A 16,143-nucleotide genomic window follows, 5' to 3' on the forward strand; every position below is an offset into this window, starting at 1 on the left:
GCAAGCGATCGTCGGTCCGTGAGCGTACAGATCGCGTCCCTATTCACTGATTGATTCCGATGCGCGTCCCCTTCCTCACGGCCCTGTGCTCGCTCGCCCTGATCGGCTGCGGGGCGAACGAGGCGAGTGCCCCCACCACGCCCGCGGCGCTGGTGGAACGCGCCCGCGTGCTGCGGGAGCGGGACGACCTCGCCGGGGCCGAGGAGGCCCTCACCCAGGCTCTCGCCGCGATTCCGGAGGCGGCGTCCGGGGCGACGACGGACGACGACGCCCTGCGGGCCGAGGCCCTCTTGGAACGCGGCATCACCCGGGAGCAGCGGGACCGCCCGGAAGACGCGGAGGCGGACTACACCGCGGCGCTGGCGCTGGACGGCACGCTCTCCCGGGCCTGGAACAACCGGGCCGCGGTGCGGGCCAGCGGGGGGCGCCTGGAGGAGGCGCTGGAAGACTGGGATGCCGCCCTCGCCGCCGATCCGGGGGACGAACTGGCGCTGGCCAACCGGGCGCTGGCCCGGCAGGAAGCGGGCGATTTTGAAGGCGCCCTAAAAGACGCGGCCGCCTGGGAGCGGCTGGCCGCGGGGACCTTCGGGCCGGCTTACCGCAAGGGCACGATCCTGCTGGCGCAGGGGGAGAACGCCGCCGCGGTCGAGGCCCTGACCGAAGCGACCCGCCGGGCCGCCGCGGTGCAGACGGACGATCCCGCCTCCTTCGCCGTCGCCTGGCGGGAGTTGGCGACGGCGCTGCGGCGGGTCGGCCAGCCGCGGGAATCGGCGCAGGCGTGGGCGGAGGCCGTCGGCCGCGACCCCCGCCTGGCCTCCAGCGCCGAGGCGATTGCCGCCCAGTTCGTCTCCGCCGCCGTGGACGCCCTGGAGAAACGCGGCTTCGCCCCCGCCGGCCGACCGGCCCCGGAAGGCTTCGACCTGCTGATGAACCGGGAGGACGGCGCGCCCGTCCCCGTGCTGCTGGCCGAACCGGCCGCGGGCGGGGCGTTCGTGCTCTCCCTCGAACAACTCGGCCGGCTGGAGGCCGCCCCGGAGGCCTGGATCGCGGTGCCGGAGGAGGACACCTCCGAGGGCGCCCGCGTCACGCTGCACCGGGCCGGCGAGGCGTTGCGGCGCGGCCCGCGGCCGGTGCGGTTCCTGATCCCGGCGGACGCTCCGCCGACGGTCGAAGCGACCCCGGCGCCCGCCCCCGAGCCGGTGCCGGTTCCCGCCGAGGAGTGACGATTCCGCAGCTTCGGCAGGTCGCACCGGGGAGATCCCGGGGCGGCAGCGGCGGTTTCTCCGCCGCTCGGGTCGGGGGGGCGACGCCTACGATCGGGCTCCCGTTCGCCCTTAGCCGCTCGCCCGATCGCTCCCCATGGCCGTGAACCCGAAGCCCGGTTCCACCCCCGCCCGTCCCCCGATGACGGACCGCACCTTCGCGGAGGACACCGTCCCCTCCGCCCCCGGCGGCGAAACGCATCAGATGGCGGGCAAAGGTCACGAAACGCTGACCACCGCCCAGGGCGTCGCGGTGGCGGACGATCAGAACTCGCTGAAGGTCGGCCCCCGCGGACCGGTGACGCTGGAGGACTTCGCCCTCCGCGAGAAGATCTTCCACTTCGACCACGAACGCATTCCCGAGCGCGTGGTGCACGCCCGCGGCTACGGGGCCCGGGGTTATTTCGAGAACTACGAACCGCTGAAGGACCTCACCGCCGCCGACCCCTTCAGCGAGAAGGGGCTGAAGACGCCGGTGTTCGTGCGGTTCTCCACCGTCGCGGGCAATAAGGGCAGCGCCGACGTCGCCCGGGACGTGCGGGGCTTCGCGGTGAAGTTCTATACCCGGGCCGGCAACTGGGACCTGGTGGGGAACAACATCCCCGTGTTCTTCATCCAGGACGCGGTCAAGTTCCCGGACCTGATCCACGCCGCCAAGCCGGAGCCGGACCGGGCCTTCCCGCAGGCTCAAACGGCCCACGACAACTTCTGGGACTTTATGTCCCTGATGCCGGAGGCGACCCACATGGCCCTGTGGATCATGTCCGACCGTGCGATCCCGCGGTCGTTCCGGTTTATGGAAGGGTTCGGCGTGCACACCTTCCGGCTGGTGAACGCCGCCGGGGAATCCACCTTGGTCAAGTTCCATTGGAAGCCGAAGCAGGGCCTGCAATCGGTCGTCTGGAACGAGGCCGTGAAGCTGAACGGTGCCGACCCGGACTTCCACCGCCGCGACCTGTGGGCCGCCATCGAGCAGGGCGACTACCCGGAGTGGGAACTGGGCCTGCAAACCTTCACCGACGCCGACGCCGACCGCTGGATCGAGGAATACGGCTTCGACGTGCTGGACGCGACGAAGATCGTCCCGGAGGAACTCGTCCCCGTGCAGCGGGTGGGCAAACTGGTGCTCAACGAGCGGGTCGATAACTTTTTCGCGGAGACGGAGCAGGTCGCCTTCTGCACGCAGAATGTCGTGCCGGGCATCGACTTCACGAACGACCCGCTGCTGCAGGGCCGGAACTTCAGCTACCTCGACACCCAGACCAAGCGCCTGGGCGGGCCGAACTTCACCCACATCCCGGTGAACGCCCCGAAGTGTCCCTTCCACAACTTCCAGCAGGACGGGCACATGGCGATGCACAACCCCGTCGGCCGGGTCAATTACGAGCCGAACAGCTGGGGCCCCGACCACAATCCGAAGGAAAATCCGAAGGAGGGTTATCAATCCGTCCCGGTCAAGGAGAGCGGCGCCAAGGTACGCGTCCGCAGCGAAACCTTCGCCGACCACTACAGCCAGGCCCGGCAGTTCTATATCAGCCAGACGCCCGAGGAGCAGACGCACATCGCCGACGCCTTCACCTTTGAACTGAGCAAGGTGGAGACCCCGACGATCCGCAAGCGGATGGTCTCGCACCTGATGAACGTCGATGAGACTCTCGCCAAAACCGTGGCGAAGCAGTTGCGATTGGAAGAGATGCCCGCCCCCGCCGACGCCGCCCGTCCGACGCGGATGGATCTCAAGCCGTCCGACGCGCTGAGCATCCTCAAGAACGGCCCGAACTCCTTTAAGGGCCGCAAGGTCGGGGCCTTGGTGACCGACGGCGTGGACGCCGACCTGCTGGCCGGCCTGATGAAGGCCTGCAAGGCCGAGGGGGCGATGCTGGACCTGATCGCCCCGCACATCGGCGGCGTGACGGACTCCGCCGGCAAACATCACGACGCCGACGAGAAGATCGACGGCGGCCCCTCGGTCCTCTACGACGCCGTCGCCCTGCTGCCCTCGATGGACGGGGCCGTCGAGTTGAAGACGATGCCGCCGGCCCGGGACTTCGTCGCGGACGCCTTCGCCCACAAGAAGTTCATCGCCTATACCAAGGCCGCCGTGCCGCTGCTGGGCAAGGCCGGCGTCGTCCCGGACGACCTCGACGCCGGCTGCATCGAAATGAAAGCGGCCGGCGACGCCGACGCGTTCGTCAAACAGTGCCGCGCCCTGCGGTTCTGGGACCGCAAAGCCTGAAGCTGACGACGAACGTCCCGGGCGCCTGAGGCGCCCGGGACGTTTTTCTGCGCGGGATCGATTGTTCGCCGGTCCTATTTCCCGGCGGCGTCTTTCCAGTCCCGCCAGAGCCACTGGAGCCGCTCCTCGAAGCCGGGGGCGGCGTCCTGGCTGCTGTGGCCGCCCTCGCCCCACCAGGTTTCGTAGTCGTACTCTTTATATTTGAGGGCGCTGGCCATCTGCTGGTTCGCCAGCCACCAGTCGCCGTGATCGTTGGACAGGTCGTTGGAGCCGTCCTGCAGCGCCACGCGGATCGGCTTCGGGTCGGTCTTGCGGATCATCACCGGGAACTCGTGCCCGCCCGGCACGCCGGTCCCCCGCCCGCCGCGGATGCCGGTGAAGGAGCCGATGTGCGAAATCACTTTATTAAATCCGCCCTGCTCCCCGGCGGTGAACCAGGCCGCGGTGAAGGCGCAGATCCCGCCGGAGCTGTTCCCGCAGATCGCCCGCAGTTCCGGGTCCTGCGAGACCTTCAGCCCCTTCAGCGCGACCGGCAGCAGTTCCTCGTTGAGGTAGCGGACGTAGTCGTCGGTGACGGTGTCGTATTCAATGCTGCGGTTGCCGGGCCGCAGGGTCTTGCCGTCGATCTTCACCTCCCAGCCGCGGCCCTCCGGCGCCTTCCCGCCCAGTTCCTTCTGGACCTGGGAGGCGGAGTAGCCGGGGTCGACCATCACCGCGATCGTCGGCGGCATCTCGCCGGCGGCGATCAGTCGGTCGAACGTCCCCGGCACGTTAAACGGGCCGCTCTTCGTGACGAAATTATGCCCGTCCTGAAACACCATCAACGCGGCGGGCGTCTTCGGGTCGTATTGAGCCGGGACGTACACGCTGTAGCGCCGCAGCGTGCCGGGGTAGATCGCGGAGTCGGCGAACACGCCGTCCGTCACCTTCCCCTCGGGAACGGCGCCGGCCTCCTGATGAGGAGCGGGAGTCGGCCCGGCGGCGGGCAGCAGGGCGAGTGCCAGAACGGCGGACAGTGGAGCGGCAAGCATCTTCGGCCAAGGAAAGGGACGTGGGGCGAGCCGCCCAAGCGTACCGCCCGCTGCGTTCCCCCCGCCACCGCCCCCGCCTCCGCCGCCGGACACGCCGCGCTCCCCGCCCCCCGGCGGCGGACAGCCCCGGCCCGCGGCGGGGGAAATCACCGGGATCACCCCGGGGACGCCGCCAATCCGGACGGCTACGGTACGCCTTCGTCCCGCTCTCGATCTGCAAAGAACCCCCATGCGTTGGAAAGGTCGCCGCGAAAGCACGAACGTGGAGGACCGCCGCGGCATGCCCGGCAAGGGGATCGCCCTGGGCGGCGGCGGGATCGGGACGCTGCTGATTATCGGCCTCTATCTGCTGTTGGGGGGCAACCCGCAGCAACTCGCCCAAAACGCCCCGCAAGGCGGCGGGGCGGCCCGACCGGCGGGGGAGGACGACGAGACGAAGAACTTCGTGGAGGTCGTGCTCGCCAGTACCGAGGACGCCTGGGACGGCGAGTTCAAGCAGCATGCCGATCGGCCCTATCAAGCCCCCACGCTGACGCTGTTCTCCGCCGGCCAGCAGGTCCGGACCGGCTGCGGCGTCGCCGGCGCCGGCATCGGCCCGTTCTACTGCCCCGCCGATCGCAAAGTCTATTTATCGCCCTCGTTCTTCGAGCAGCTGCGAGACCAACTCAACGCCCCTGGCGACTTCGCCGCCGCGTACGTCATTGCCCATGAAGTCGGCCACCACGTACAAAATCTGCTGGGTTACAGCGAGCGGGTGAACCGCTCCCGCGGCGGCCCTCAGGAGAACGAAATGAGCGTCCGGCTGGAACTGCAGGCCGACTTTTTAGCGGGCGTGTGGGCCTATCACGCCCGCCAGGAGGAAGATTTCCTGGAGCCGGGCGACGTGGAGGAGGCTCTGAACGCCGCCAGCAAAATCGGCGACGACGCGCTCCAGAAACAGGCGACCGGCACGGTGAACCCGGAGAGCTTCACCCACGGCACCAGCGCCCAGCGGGTGCGGTGGTTCCGGCGGGGCTTTGAAACGGGCGACCTGAGCCTGATCGACGAGCCGTTCGAACTCCCCTACGAACGCCTGTAACCCCCGGCGCCCGCGGGCCCGCCAGCCGACTCCCGCGGCTTGCAGCGAACCGCCCGCCGCCGGAGACTGTCGGCGACGTCGGAGCGACGCGTGCCAACGCAACGCCCCACCCGGCCGGGTGGCGGAACGGCAGACGCAGCGGACTTAAAATCCGCCGGACCGGAAGGTCCGTACGGGTTCGAATCCCGTCCCGGCCACTGTTTTCGTAGTGCGAGAGGGGTTGACGGCGGAGAGGGAAAATCGGGGTGTCAGTGGAAATGTCAGTAGGTTTCGCCCCCGAAGCCGCGGACCGCGGTCAGCCCGCCCCCAGCCCGCGCACCGCGGCCGCAACGGCCTCCGCGGTCATCCCGGCGTCGGCCTCGGCGTAATAGGTCAGCGTCGTCTGGACCGCCGTGTGTCGGGCCAGCACGCGGAGTTGCTGGGGGAGGACGCGCTGCGACCAGCGGAAGCAGAAGCTCCGCCGCAGGTCGTGGGCCCGGGCCGGTTCGTCGCCCTTCACCTTCACCCCGCTGGCGGTTCCGATCGCCGCCACCGTGCGGCTGGTCCAGTCCGCGGACAGCCGGTCCGTGCCCTGCACCGGCGCTGGATTAAATACGAAGCCCCGGCGGTCCGCTTCCGGCGTCCCCTGTAGGAACGCGAGGAAGTCCGGGACGATCGGCGTAACGGTGTCCTTCCCGCCCTTCTGCATCCGCCCCGGGATCAGGAACGCCGGGAACGGCCCGCCCAGTCGCACGTGCGGCCCGTCGAGGTCGTCCCACGTCAAAGCCGTCGCCTCGCCCATCCGCAGCCCGCTGAGCCACAGGCCGCGGAGCAGGTGCCGCCAGGACGCCGCCCTGCTCTCCCCGACCACGTCGGGGACGGCGGCGAGCACCTTGGCGAACTCCGCGTCGGTGATCGGTCGCCCTTTCGCGGCGGCCTCGACTTTCGGCATCTCGATCGCCGGCGCCCGGTCGATCATCCCCTGGCGTTCCGCCCATCGCAGCAAGGCCTTCACGTGCCGCAGCTTCGAGGCCACGGTGGCGGGGGCCACGCCGCCGTCCCGCAGGCCGGCCTTGAGCCGCCCGATCGCCTCCGGGGTGATCTCCGTCAACAGCTTGGGTCGCAGATGCCGCTGCACGTCGCCGATGGCGGTGCGGTAGCTGTCGCGGGTCTTCTCCCGCTTGTCCGGCAGGAAGTCCCGCTCCGCCCGTGTGACCAGATCCGCCCAAGTCGCCCGGCCGGCGCCGGCGGCGCCGTCGTTCAGTTCTTTCTCCCATCGTCCTGCCCACCGCTCGGCGTCCCGCTTCACGCGGTGGCCGGTGGACTTCATCTTGGTCTTGCCGCTCAGCGGGTCGGTCCACTGCGCCTCGTAGTTCGTCCGGCCGTCCCGCTTGAACACCGTCACCCGGATCGGCTTGTCGATCATCTCGAAGACCTCCGAAGAAATGTGAGCGGGGCCGCCGGAGGCGGCCCCGCATGTTTATGGAATGGCGGACACCTGGGTGTCCGCGGGAACTGTCGCCGAGCGTCCGGTAGCAACCGGACGCCGGCGTCCGCATCAGTCCGCCGGCAGGGCCCGCACGATATACGCGCTGGGCCCGCGGCCCAGCCCGCCCTTCGACTTCACCTCAACCAGCCCGCGGGCCTCCAGCAGGGGCAGTTGCCGCCGCACGGTGCGGTCGGTGACGCCGCACCGCTCCGCGATCCACTTCTGCGAGGCCCGCGCCACGCCGTTGCGGGCGTCGCGGAACAGCACCAGCCAGATCATCACCTGCGTGTGCGACAGCTGTCGCATGGTCACGTCCACGAAGTTGTTGAACTCCGTGAATCGCGCCGCCGTCCGAGGCGAGGATCGCGATTTGGACGGCGGCGACTTCTTCCTCGGGGCGGAGTCCGACAAGGTCGTACTCCCCCCCGCCTCGCCGGGCGGCGGCAGTGGGGGGAGGGTATTGCTGCCGGAGAGGTCGAAGCTATTCGACATCGCACGGTCCCCCTTCGTCCGCATCCGAGGCCGGCTCCGCCACCTCGAACCGCTCCGCGAGACCGTCGACGTCGCCGAGCTCCACCGTCTTCGCCGTGGGGGCGTGCATGCCGACGCCCGGTGCACGGAACGACTGGTAGGCTCCCTCGAACCGCAGCGGGATGTCACGCGGCTCGCCGTTGCGGCTTTTCAAATGCTTGAGTACGCGGTCCGGGCTGCCGGGCTTGCCCGCGAGAATGAAGGCGTCGTCGGCCCCGTACTCGATCTCGCTGGATTCGCGGAAGCTCGCGAGGTTCAACCCGTCGTAGCTGCTGCCGCGGTCGTTCTTGGCCCGGGCCACCGCCGCGACCGCCACCACCGCCATGCCGGCGTCGGCGAACCGCCGCAGGTAGTCCATCGTCGCCGCCACCGACCCGCGGGAGTCGCCGTGGGTGCCCGGCGGGCGGATCCGCTGGAGGTAGTCCAGCACCACGACGCCGGCGTCCTCGGCGTCCACGCTGCGGGCGATGTTCTCCAAGTCGAACGGCGGGCGCAGGAACGCCGTGCGGTTGACGACGTCCTCGAGAACGGGCCGGACCGCCTCGATCCGCTCACCGTGCTGCTCGTCGAAGACGCGGCCCCGCACGGTGCCGAGATCCACGCCGCTGATGCGGGCCAACTGGCGGTCCAGCAGGGCGGACGGGGGCATCTCCACGTTGGCGATCAGCAGGCGAAGGTTCGGGTCGATCCGCAGAGCGTCCGTCATCAATTGCGAGACCAACGCGGTCTTGCCGGCCCCCGGGCCGCCCCCGAAGAGGGTGACCACGCCGGGGCCGACGTTAACCCCCTCGAACCCTTGACCGAGTTCGAACTGCGGGGGCGGACTGCCGGAGTCCAACTCCTCCCGCCACGCGGCGAAGGCGTCGGCCCCCGCCGTGTAACGGGCGTCCGGCGGGGGGGCGAACTCGGACTCGGACGATCGATAATGCGACATCTTTTTTACTCTTTTGGGTTAAGACCGTCCGCACTGCGGCGGGACGATCGGGAGAGCGCGCTGCGGAGCACCGAGCGCACCTCTTGCGGCGGCAACCCGCACGCGACGGCGGCGGGCGTGAGAACGGCAGTGATTAGGTCGTCTAAGGTCATGTATCCGGCGAGATCTGCGGCGGCGGCGGCGAGCCGAACTTCACGTTCCTCGCGGACGATTTCGTGCCGGAAAAACGCCCCCGTCGCCGGTGCGAGGGGCACGTCGCCCCTCTTCGCCGCGACGGCGTCAGTCACGGCGTCGGTAACTGCGGCTCGAACCCGTCCGGGACGTATGCCCGCCCGCTCCGCCGGCTCGCGGAGTAAGCCGTGGACGAGCGACGCGAGGTCATCGAAGTCCGCGAAGTTCCTCGCGGCGGAATACAGCCGGTTGTTGCGCTCGCCGATCGCCGCGCCCTCCGACAGGAAGTCTTCAGTGCTGCGGGTGAGCCGTCCGTTCTCGGAGCCGCCGGTCGCGTGCCGCCTCCCGAAGACGGGCAGCAGCAGCCCGGACGCGGCTTCGCAGTAGTCGGCGACGGCCAAGGGGTGAGGTCCCACAGCAGGCGGAACGACGGACGGGCGAGGGAATCGAGCGAGAGCCCGAAAATGGTCGGGACCGCCGCGGAGTAGCGTGTCGATGTCCAACGGCACTTTGTGCAGGTCTGTGGCGGGATGCCGGCTGTTCGGGGCTCGAAACAGTCGTGACGGCTCGTAAATGCTCGTATCAATCGCCACCCCGTGCGGCTCGGCGAGCGCCTTCGCCAGTCGACGAAAGGTCGCCGGGAGTCCGGGAGAAGGCGCGGCGTCGAACACGTCGGCCGGCACGCAAACGTGAAAGCCTTTCCGCCCGCTGAAGAAGACCAGCAACTCGTCGTCCAGCCCGTACCGGGCGGCGACGTACGCCGCCAGCCGACCGGCGTCGAACGCGGCGACGGCGAGGTCGGGACGATCGATGTCGATGGGCAGGTACGCGGCCCCGACGTCGCCGTCGAACCCGGCGGTCGATTTAGTCTCGGCGAGGTGGTCGAGGAATTCGTCCCCGAAGGCGAACGCCGAGAGGTAGCCCTCCGCCTCCGGGGACGAAGCCGCGTCCGCCGCCATATAGGCGGAGAACGCGGTCTCGAACCGGACCGGCCGCCGTCGGCCCCATTTGGGACCGACGACGTGAAATCCGTGAGGCGACATTAGGACTCGCCGCTCTCGTCCGCGGCGTCGTCCTTCGCCTTCTTCTCCTCCGCCGAGGCGGGCTTCTTGGTCTTCCCGCCCTTCTTGGCGATGGACCGCTTGCTCTCGTCCTCGTCGCGCTTCGGCGGGAACGGGTTCAGGCTCGCGTCGACCGGGCCGAGGACCGTCACCTTGTCGACCTCGTTGTACTCCGTGCCGCTGTCGCTCTCCCGGAGGGAGACGTTCAGCCGGCAGCGGACCACTTCGGGGGCGGCTTCCAGTTCGGCGGCCGTCTTGACGCAGATCTTCGCCAACCCGGCCTTCGAGTACGGGAGGGCGGGGCCGGAGAGGTAGTAATCCTTATACAGCCGGCGGCCCTTGTGCGGGCCCTCCGCGATCTCGAACACCGTCTTGTAGCTCGGCGTCTTGGTCCGCGGGTGCTGGGCGAGCCCGCCGTCGACGAGGTCGGCGATGTATTCGTCGGCCTCGACCGGCGTGTACTCGGGGGCCGCTTCGGCGGCATCGAAGTCGGCGGCGAAGTCCCGCCGGTCTCCGAAGATGTCGGAGAGTTTGCTCTTCTTGGCGTTGTCGTAGGGGCGCATGGGAACGTTCAGGTTTGGTGTTGGGTGAGGAAGCAAATGAAGTCGGCGCCGAGTACGAAGCCGCGGTTACCGACGTAGCGGACCTTCAGGCCGCTCTTGCGGGCGGTTCGCATCGCGTACTCGCCGAGCCCAGTGCGGGCCCTGAATTCGGCGAGCGGGTAGAGCACGTCGCTCTCGATCGCCGTCGGCGGCACGTCGTCGCGAGGCTTGGGGTATCGGGTGGCTGCGGGCATGAACGGACCTCGCGGTCTTTAAACGGGGGAGGTGAGGGGTTGGGCACCGGGCGGGCCGCGGTTGGCCCGCGGTCGCCGTCGGCCCCCACTTTGCGGGTTCCGCCCGCCCCGAAGACCCCTCCGCCCCCCGCCCAACGCCCTTATGTCCGGCGTTGGCCGGTGTTGGCCGCTCCCGACCCGCCGACGGCGGGCCGCACTCTTCCCCGGGCGCCTCCAGCCCAAGCTCCGACGCGGCAGGCCTTAACGCTCCCCGCCCCCGGGCGGCTTCCCCGCCCCACGGCGGGCCCGCTCCTCGCACCACTGAACCGCCGCGTCGAAAGCGGCCCGATTGAAGTCCGGGTGTTCTTCCAGTTCCGCCGGGTCGAACCTGTACCTATTGAAGCTGCCGGCCTTCTCGACCTCGAACCGAGGGAGCCGCCCCTCTTTTCTCCAGCGACGCAGCGTCCTGTCCGTCAGTGACAGAATGTTCTTGACCTGCGCGGTGTCGAACCACGGCGTCCAGCTCGGCCCTCGGGCGGGCGGGCGGGCCTCGTTCCGGCGCTCGTTGCCGATGCGGAACAGGAGTGACTGGAGTGCCGAGCAGGCGTCCGCGGTCATCCGGATGAGATCGTCGAACGCCAAGTACCACCAGTCCGCCAAATCATGCCGGGCACTCTTCCCTGCATCTAGCGGGTCGAAAAAGCACTCCTCCGTGCCCCACCTTGAGTGATGTCCGTCCTTCTCATATTCGTCCAAATTGCTGAGCCGATAGAGCCAGCGCGGCGATTGTTTAAATGCGTGGTCATCCGGGAGGTTTAGCGACAGGTGAACTACGGCCGGCAGCCACAGTTTGAGCGGCTCCGGGGGTCCGCCCCCGTCCCCGGCCAGGATTTCGTCGGAGCCGTCAGGGAACAGCCGCTGATGCACCTCGGCCGGTGCCGCGGCGAGGTGTTCCCCCGCCCGGCGGAGCAGAGCGAGGTGTGCCCGGACCTTCGATTCCGTCTCCGCGAGCGCGTCACTGGCACCGCCCCGGTGCCCCGGCAGCCGGACCGCCGCGGAGAAGTCGAAGCTCCAGTCACTCGATTCGCCAGTGCCCCACCCGGCCAGAGCGCGACTGACGGTCGAAATGTGTCCCTGCGGCCCCAAGGAATCCCCGAGTGGCCCGTCCCCCGGGTCCTCGGCCGGGTTCAGCCACGCAGTCGCCGGCCGGCCGTCGAATATCCCGGTGGTCAGAATCTGGTGGACTTCCTCGGGACTGGGCAATGGATAGGGGGCGGCCGACGCTTGCCGGAACGGCGGGACCGCCTGCATATATAACACCGGCAGCGGTTCGCCACCGAGCTGCCGCCCGGCCTCGCGGCGGATCAGCTCCAACTGCAGGGCGAGCCGTCGTGTGCCCCTGCCGAGTAGGTCGTCGGCGGGTCCGCGGCTCACCGTACCACCCCGCTAAGCGAACCCGCCGCCGTCCGGGCGATGAGATGCTCCGCAGAGTTCGCACCGGCGGCGCGGGCTTTGCCGCCGGCGATTTTTCCCTTTCTGCGGTCGCGGCGGGGGGCATCGGGTAGCCCGGCCGTCGATTTCGTTTCGGTTACGCAGGACAGCCCGGCGCGGCCGGCGACACCCGGCCGCAGGCCAGCTGACTTTGAGCTGCCCGGCCGTCCGGGCAGGTTTCGCAGACGCAACTGCTCAGAGGGGACCGTCCCCTCTTCCGGGGGATAGCCGATCAAATCCGAGGAGCACTGCGGCCGGTCGGAAAGACCATCGTCCGATCCGCAGCGAACGTAAGACCTGCTCATCAACCCGCCTCCTGACCGGCAACCGCCCCCGAGTCGCGGCGATCGGCCGTCCCGACGCCCCACACCTCCTGCGCCAACCGTGTGAGCACCCGCTGCCTGTGCTCGATCGTCTGCTCGTTCCATTCTTCGTACGCTTTCAGGTCCGCCACGGCCTGGTCGATCTTCGTGTTGACGCCGACGTTGGGCCGCTCCGCGATCGACCGCGTCAGGAGCAACTGCGACTGCTTGTAGGCGTTCCGCTTCTTGGAGAACGGCTTGTTCGAAATCGACGCGTTGATCGATTTCTCGATCAGCGTCAGGTTGCCCAACCGCTGGCCGACCGCGGGGTCGGAGATCGGGCCGAATTCCTCCTTCGCCTCGGCCGCCCCCGTCGGGAAGATGTGCTCGATCTCGTACTCCTTCCCCATGTACTTCTTCAGCCACTTCGTCCCCTCCGTTTCGCCGTAGGCCCGGACCTCGACGTCCTGCGTGAGCTTGGCGAGGAGATATTTGAGGCGGTACTTCTGCAGGGAGCCGTAGGTCATGCGGCCCATCGCGTCGCGGAACCGGGCGGCCAGGGCCTGTCGGTCCGGCTCGACGGTGCCGGCGAGGAACGCGTCCAACTCCGCCCCGGTGCGGACGGCCCGCAGCTTCTTCGTCCACTGGGCGAACCGGCGTTCGAACGTCCGCGTGTGCTCGCGGGTGATCGCGTAGGCGAAGATCAGGCTCTCGACCTCGCGGACCAGCCGGTCGAACAGCCCCTCCGGCAGCTCCCGGCCGGCGAGCAGCAGGATCATATGCTGCCGCGACGCGCTGCCGGCGAGGGTGTTGAGGCTCTCCAGACTCGGACGCTCCACGCCCGCGGCGTTCCGGCCTTCCAGGAACCTGCCGTACGCCTCCGCGGCGGTCAGCAGCTCGTCGGCGAACCCGATCGGGGCGTCGTCGAAGCCGCAGAGGGCGGCGTTCTTGGAGAACCAGCCGTAGATCTGGTCTTCCCGGAGCTTGTCGACCTCGTACCGGCTGAAGACGAAGTACCGCAGGAACCGCAGCGGCTTCTCCCCCGCCCGGTGGATCGTGTCCTGCAGCCGCTTCCAGCGGTCCTTCAGCGCCTCGAAGGAGTCGCGGTCGGACTTCATGAACAGCAGGTTCTTCAGCAGGTCCATCGAGTCCAGCCCGACCCCCCGGTCGTTGATGGTCTCGAAGATCTTCAACGCCTTGGCGACGTCCTCAGTCTCGATCCGGATCAGCTTCACCTTGTTGGTCAGGTAGCCGTAGAAGGCCTTCACCTCGTGCGCCTCGTCGAACTCCCGCCGCAGGAAGCTGCGGACCGTCTGGTAGGCGTTGGCGATGTTCTCCATCGACCGGGTGCCCCGCTTCGCATCGACGGTCGCGTCGCCCGACTCCGCGATGCGGATCAGCACGTCCCCGCTGTCCGCGTACTGCAGGTCCAGGCGGTACCGGAAGGTGTCTTGGCCGGTCTCGTCCGTGGCGGTCGCGGCGATCTGCGGCCCCAGCGAGCCGGGGGCGGGTGCGTCCAGCTCCTTCAGCCGGTCGCGGATGGCGCAGAGCGTCAGGAAGAGCGTCGTCATCCGCTGCTGGCCGTCGATCAGGTCCAGCACGCCGTCCTCGGCCCCGGGGCAGACGACCACGCTGCCGATGAAGTACTCCGGCGCCTGCCCGGCCGGGGCGTCGCTCTGCTCCTCGTAGATGTCGCCGAGCAGCTGTTCGACCTGCTCCGTCTGCCAAACGTACTCCCGCTGATAGTCCGGCACCACGTAGAACGACTGAAAGACGCCGGCGACGCCGATGTCTGCGCTGTGAATGGTCTGTTCGGGCATTCGTCGCTTCAATCAATGGCACGGTGTGGCCTCGGCTTTGACGCCGAGAATCGGGCTGCCGCCGCGTCCTGCTGCGACGGCCGGCAGTCTACTGAAGCAGCGACCGCCAGAGCATCGGCCCTGTGCCGCCTCAGCTAACCGCGTTTACCGCGAGGGGTTGTGTGGTGACGGTCAGTCCGGCGTTCGCAAAACGGGTGTCCGGTCGGCTCGTCACGGGTCCGGCAGTTCGACCGGGCTGATTTGGAGCACTTCGGACCGCAGGCGACCGGAACACCACGGCTACCCACCGCTGGTCGTGCAGCGAGCCTTGGAGAAGACCGTCTCCCTCCCCGCGGACCTTGCCTCGAAGCACGTCGCCATCCATACGTCGCCGAATGCCGAAGGCCCCGACCGTGAAGACCTCCGTGCAGGAACACGGCGACGCGTGCCGCTGGTCCCCGAACCAGCTCCGCCACACCTGCGCCACCCAACTCCGGGCCAAGTACGGCATCGAATTGACCCGCACCGTGCTGGGCCACAGTGACATCGGCACCAGCGAGATCTACGCCGAACGCGACCTCGCCGCCGCCGAGCGGGTGATGCGGGAAGTGAAGATCGCCGTGGATATGATCTTCCAGGTCGCGGTGATCGAACCGAAGTCGAAGGGCTAGGAACTGTTGCTGCGGCGTCGATGTCGAGCGGAAGGACGGCTAGTGTCCTGAGTTGGAAGTTCGCTCGCATCTTCTGCGGACGCGGTCGAGGATTAAATCGGCGTCGGCCGTCCACACGAACGGCTTGGGATCTCGGTTGTGTTGGGCGACGTAGTCGTTGATCGCCCGCTCCAACGCCGGCACGCTTTTGAACACCCCCCGCCGCAGTCGCCTGGTCGTCAGTTCCGCGAAGAACCGCTCGATCTGGTTGATCCACGAGGCCCCGGTCGGCGTGAAGCGCCCGTGAGACCGCGGCCGCCTGGCGAACCACCGCCGCACCCGGTCGGTTTTGTGGGTGGCGTAGTTGTCCATGATCACGTGCAGCTCGACGGCCTCGCCGTCCGCGTCCGTCGCGGGGATCGCCGCGTCGAGCTGATTGAGGAGCCGCACGAACTCCGCGCTGCGGTGCCGCCGCATGCACTTGCCGACGACCTCGCCGGTGGCCACGTTCAACGCCGAGAACAGGCTCGCCGTCCCGTGCCGGACGTAGTCGTGCGTGTGCGACTCCGGCCGTCCGGGCCGTATCGGCTCGACCGGCGCCGAACGCTCGAGCGCCTGACACTGGCTCTTCTCGTCCACCGAGAGCACGATCGCGTGTTGCGGCGGCGCAAGATACAGGCCGACGACGTCGCGGACCTTCTCCACGAACTGCGGGTCCTTGGAGAGCTTAAACGTCTCCGACAGGTGGGGCTTCAGGCCGAACGCCCGCCAGGTCCGCGAGACGGCCGTCTGCGACAGGCCAGACGCCGTCGCCATCCCGCGGGTGCTCCAGTGCGTGGCGTTCTCCGGCGTCGACTCCAGCGTCCGCGTGACGACCGCCTCCACCTGCTCGTCGGTGATTCTGCGGGGGGCCCCGCAGCGGGGTTCGTCGGAGAGGCCGTCGAGCCGGTCGACCTCAAACCGGGTGCGCCATTTGTGGACGGTCGTGTTGGTCACGCCCAGGTCCTTGGCGACGGCGACGTCGGTCTGCCGGCGTCCGGTTCGCCCCGAATCCGAGCAGGCCAGTACGATCCGGCTCCGCAGGGCCAGCGCCTGGGCGGTCTTCGGCCGACGGGCCCAGCGTTCCAACGCCGCCCGTTCCTCCGCGGTGATCTCCATCGGTTCACGCCATGGCATCGCAGCCTCCTTCGGTCTTCGCGAGCGCCCATTATTCGTCCCGGCCGCCGGAAAAGTAGCCGCGAACTTCCAACTCAGGACACTAGCTGGAACGGGAACTTTCGAACACTCTCAAAAGGTTATGAATACACGGCCGTTCCCAAGTCGGCCCTCGTGCAGATCGAAATGATCCAACTCA

14 protein-coding genes and 1 tRNA gene are annotated in these 16,143 nt (G+C 68.7%); 5 read left to right on the forward strand and 10 right to left on the reverse strand.

Going from position 1 to position 16,143, the window contains the following annotated elements; all coding sequences use genetic code 11:
- Nucleotides 1-59: 59 nt before the first annotated feature.
- Together CA12_RS03335 and CA12_RS03340 are read left to right on the forward strand one after the other, a co-directional pair.
- Nucleotides 60-1,223 carry a tetratricopeptide repeat protein gene (locus CA12_RS03335; RefSeq protein WP_145357478.1) on the forward strand — a complete coding sequence of 388 codons (1,164 nt, stop codon included), beginning with the start codon at nt 60-62 and terminating at the stop codon, nt 1,221-1,223.
- 181 nt (nt 1,224-1,404) lie between these two features.
- Entirely contained in the window at nt 1,405-3,498 is a 2,094-nt protein-coding gene (locus CA12_RS03340) for a catalase (RefSeq protein ID WP_145361280.1), read from the forward strand.
- A 74-nt stretch (nt 3,499-3,572) separates the two neighbouring features.
- Here CA12_RS03340 and CA12_RS03345 read toward each other — a convergent pair whose 3' ends face one another.
- Complete coding sequence (locus tag CA12_RS03345) at nt 3,573-4,529, reverse strand: alpha/beta hydrolase (RefSeq protein ID WP_145357479.1); 957 nt, start codon at nt 4,527-4,529, stop codon at nt 3,573-3,575.
- A 229-nt stretch (nt 4,530-4,758) separates the two neighbouring features.
- Between CA12_RS03345 and ypfJ the strand changes: the two genes are divergently transcribed.
- Nucleotides 4,759-5,607 (forward strand): KPN_02809 family neutral zinc metallopeptidase, encoded by an 849-nt coding sequence (ypfJ, locus tag CA12_RS03350; protein ID WP_145357480.1) that lies wholly within the window; start codon nt 4,759-4,761, stop codon nt 5,605-5,607.
- Nucleotides 5,608-5,719: 112 nt separating this feature from the next.
- Nucleotides 5,720-5,804: transfer RNA gene (locus CA12_RS03355), tRNA-Leu, on the forward strand.
- Nucleotides 5,805-5,902: 98 nt separating this feature from the next.
- Here CA12_RS03355 and CA12_RS03360 read toward each other — a convergent pair.
- From CA12_RS03360 to CA12_RS03395, 8 genes are all read right to left on the reverse strand, one after another.
- A complete protein-coding gene (locus CA12_RS03360) occupies nt 5,903-7,012 on the reverse strand; it encodes a tyrosine-type recombinase/integrase (protein ID WP_145357481.1) in 1,110 nt (369 codons plus the stop codon).
- Nucleotides 7,013-7,144: 132 nt separating this feature from the next.
- Entirely contained in the window at nt 7,145-7,381 is a 237-nt protein-coding gene (locus CA12_RS21790) for a helix-turn-helix domain-containing protein (protein ID WP_165700526.1), read from the reverse strand.
- 175 nt (nt 7,382-7,556) lie between these two features.
- Nucleotides 7,557-8,540: a DnaB-like helicase C-terminal domain-containing protein gene (locus CA12_RS03370; protein ID WP_145357483.1), complete on the reverse strand. Its 984-nt coding sequence runs from the start codon at nt 8,538-8,540 to the stop codon at nt 7,557-7,559.
- Nucleotides 8,541-8,545: 5 nt separating this feature from the next.
- Nucleotides 8,546-9,754, reverse strand: a complete 1,209-nt coding sequence (locus tag CA12_RS03375) for a hypothetical protein (protein WP_145357484.1) — start codon at nt 9,752-9,754, stop codon at nt 8,546-8,548.
- The gene (locus CA12_RS03380; RefSeq protein ID WP_145357485.1) at nt 9,754-10,335 is read right to left on the reverse strand and encodes a hypothetical protein; all 582 of its coding nucleotides are present in this window, start codon (nt 10,333-10,335) and stop codon (nt 9,754-9,756) included. The genes CA12_RS03375 and CA12_RS03380 overlap by 1 nt, the downstream gene beginning before the upstream one ends.
- An 8-nt stretch (nt 10,336-10,343) precedes the next feature.
- Nucleotides 10,344-10,568: a hypothetical protein gene (locus CA12_RS03385; protein WP_145357486.1), complete on the reverse strand. Its 225-nt coding sequence runs from the start codon at nt 10,566-10,568 to the stop codon at nt 10,344-10,346.
- 240 nt (nt 10,569-10,808) lie between these two features.
- Nucleotides 10,809-11,981, reverse strand: coding sequence for a helix-turn-helix domain-containing protein (locus CA12_RS03390; protein WP_145357487.1), 1,173 nt, complete (start codon nt 11,979-11,981; stop codon nt 10,809-10,811).
- 361 nt (nt 11,982-12,342) lie between these two features.
- Complete coding sequence (locus tag CA12_RS03395; RefSeq protein ID WP_145357488.1) at nt 12,343-14,160, reverse strand: DUF262 domain-containing protein; 1,818 nt, start codon at nt 14,158-14,160, stop codon at nt 12,343-12,345.
- A 374-nt stretch (nt 14,161-14,534) separates the two neighbouring features.
- Here CA12_RS03395 and CA12_RS03400 point away from each other — a divergent pair, with 374 nt between their 5' ends.
- Entirely contained in the window at nt 14,535-14,810 is a 276-nt protein-coding gene (locus CA12_RS03400) for a tyrosine-type recombinase/integrase (RefSeq protein ID WP_145357489.1), read from the forward strand.
- A 39-nt stretch (nt 14,811-14,849) separates the two neighbouring features.
- On the opposite strand, the gene CA12_RS03405 is transcribed toward CA12_RS03400, so the two are convergent.
- A complete protein-coding gene (locus CA12_RS03405) occupies nt 14,850-15,965 on the reverse strand; it encodes an IS630 family transposase (protein ID WP_145357490.1) in 1,116 nt (371 codons plus the stop codon).
- Nucleotides 15,966-16,143 lie beyond the last annotated feature (178 nt).

The organism is Alienimonas californiensis, from assembly GCF_007743815.1.
GTDB classification, from domain to species: domain Bacteria; phylum Planctomycetota; class Planctomycetia; order Planctomycetales; family Planctomycetaceae; genus Alienimonas; species Alienimonas californiensis.

Excerpts from the sequence above, each read along its gene's own strand:
- CA12_RS03335 (WP_145357478.1), top strand. The coding sequence starts at position 60 with ATGCGCGTCCCCTTCCTCACGGCCCTGTGCTCGCTCGCCCTGATCGGC.
- CA12_RS03340 (WP_145361280.1), top strand. The coding sequence starts at position 1,405 with ATGACGGACCGCACCTTCGCGGAGGACACCGTCCCCTCCGCCCCCGGC.
- CA12_RS03345 (WP_145357479.1), bottom strand. The coding sequence starts at position 4,529 with ATGCTTGCCGCTCCACTGTCCGCCGTTCTGGCACTCGCCCTGCTGCCC.
- ypfJ (WP_145357480.1), top strand. The coding sequence starts at position 4,759 with ATGCGTTGGAAAGGTCGCCGCGAAAGCACGAACGTGGAGGACCGCCGC.
- CA12_RS03360 (WP_145357481.1), bottom strand. The coding sequence starts at position 7,012 with ATGATCGACAAGCCGATCCGGGTGACGGTGTTCAAGCGGGACGGCCGG.
- CA12_RS21790 (WP_165700526.1), bottom strand. The coding sequence starts at position 7,381 with ATGCGACAGCTGTCGCACACGCAGGTGATGATCTGGCTGGTGCTGTTC.
- CA12_RS03370 (WP_145357483.1), bottom strand. The coding sequence starts at position 8,540 with ATGTCGCATTATCGATCGTCCGAGTCCGAGTTCGCCCCCCCGCCGGAC.
- CA12_RS03375 (WP_145357484.1), bottom strand. The coding sequence starts at position 9,754 with ATGTCGCCTCACGGATTTCACGTCGTCGGTCCCAAATGGGGCCGACGG.
- CA12_RS03380 (WP_145357485.1), bottom strand. The coding sequence starts at position 10,335 with ATGCGCCCCTACGACAACGCCAAGAAGAGCAAACTCTCCGACATCTTC.
- CA12_RS03385 (WP_145357486.1), bottom strand. The coding sequence starts at position 10,568 with ATGCCCGCAGCCACCCGATACCCCAAGCCTCGCGACGACGTGCCGCCG.
- CA12_RS03395 (WP_145357488.1), bottom strand. The coding sequence starts at position 14,160 with ATGCCCGAACAGACCATTCACAGCGCAGACATCGGCGTCGCCGGCGTC.
- CA12_RS03400 (WP_145357489.1), top strand. The coding sequence starts at position 14,535 with ATGCCGAAGGCCCCGACCGTGAAGACCTCCGTGCAGGAACACGGCGAC.
- CA12_RS03405 (WP_145357490.1), bottom strand. The coding sequence starts at position 15,965 with ATGCCATGGCGTGAACCGATGGAGATCACCGCGGAGGAACGGGCGGCG.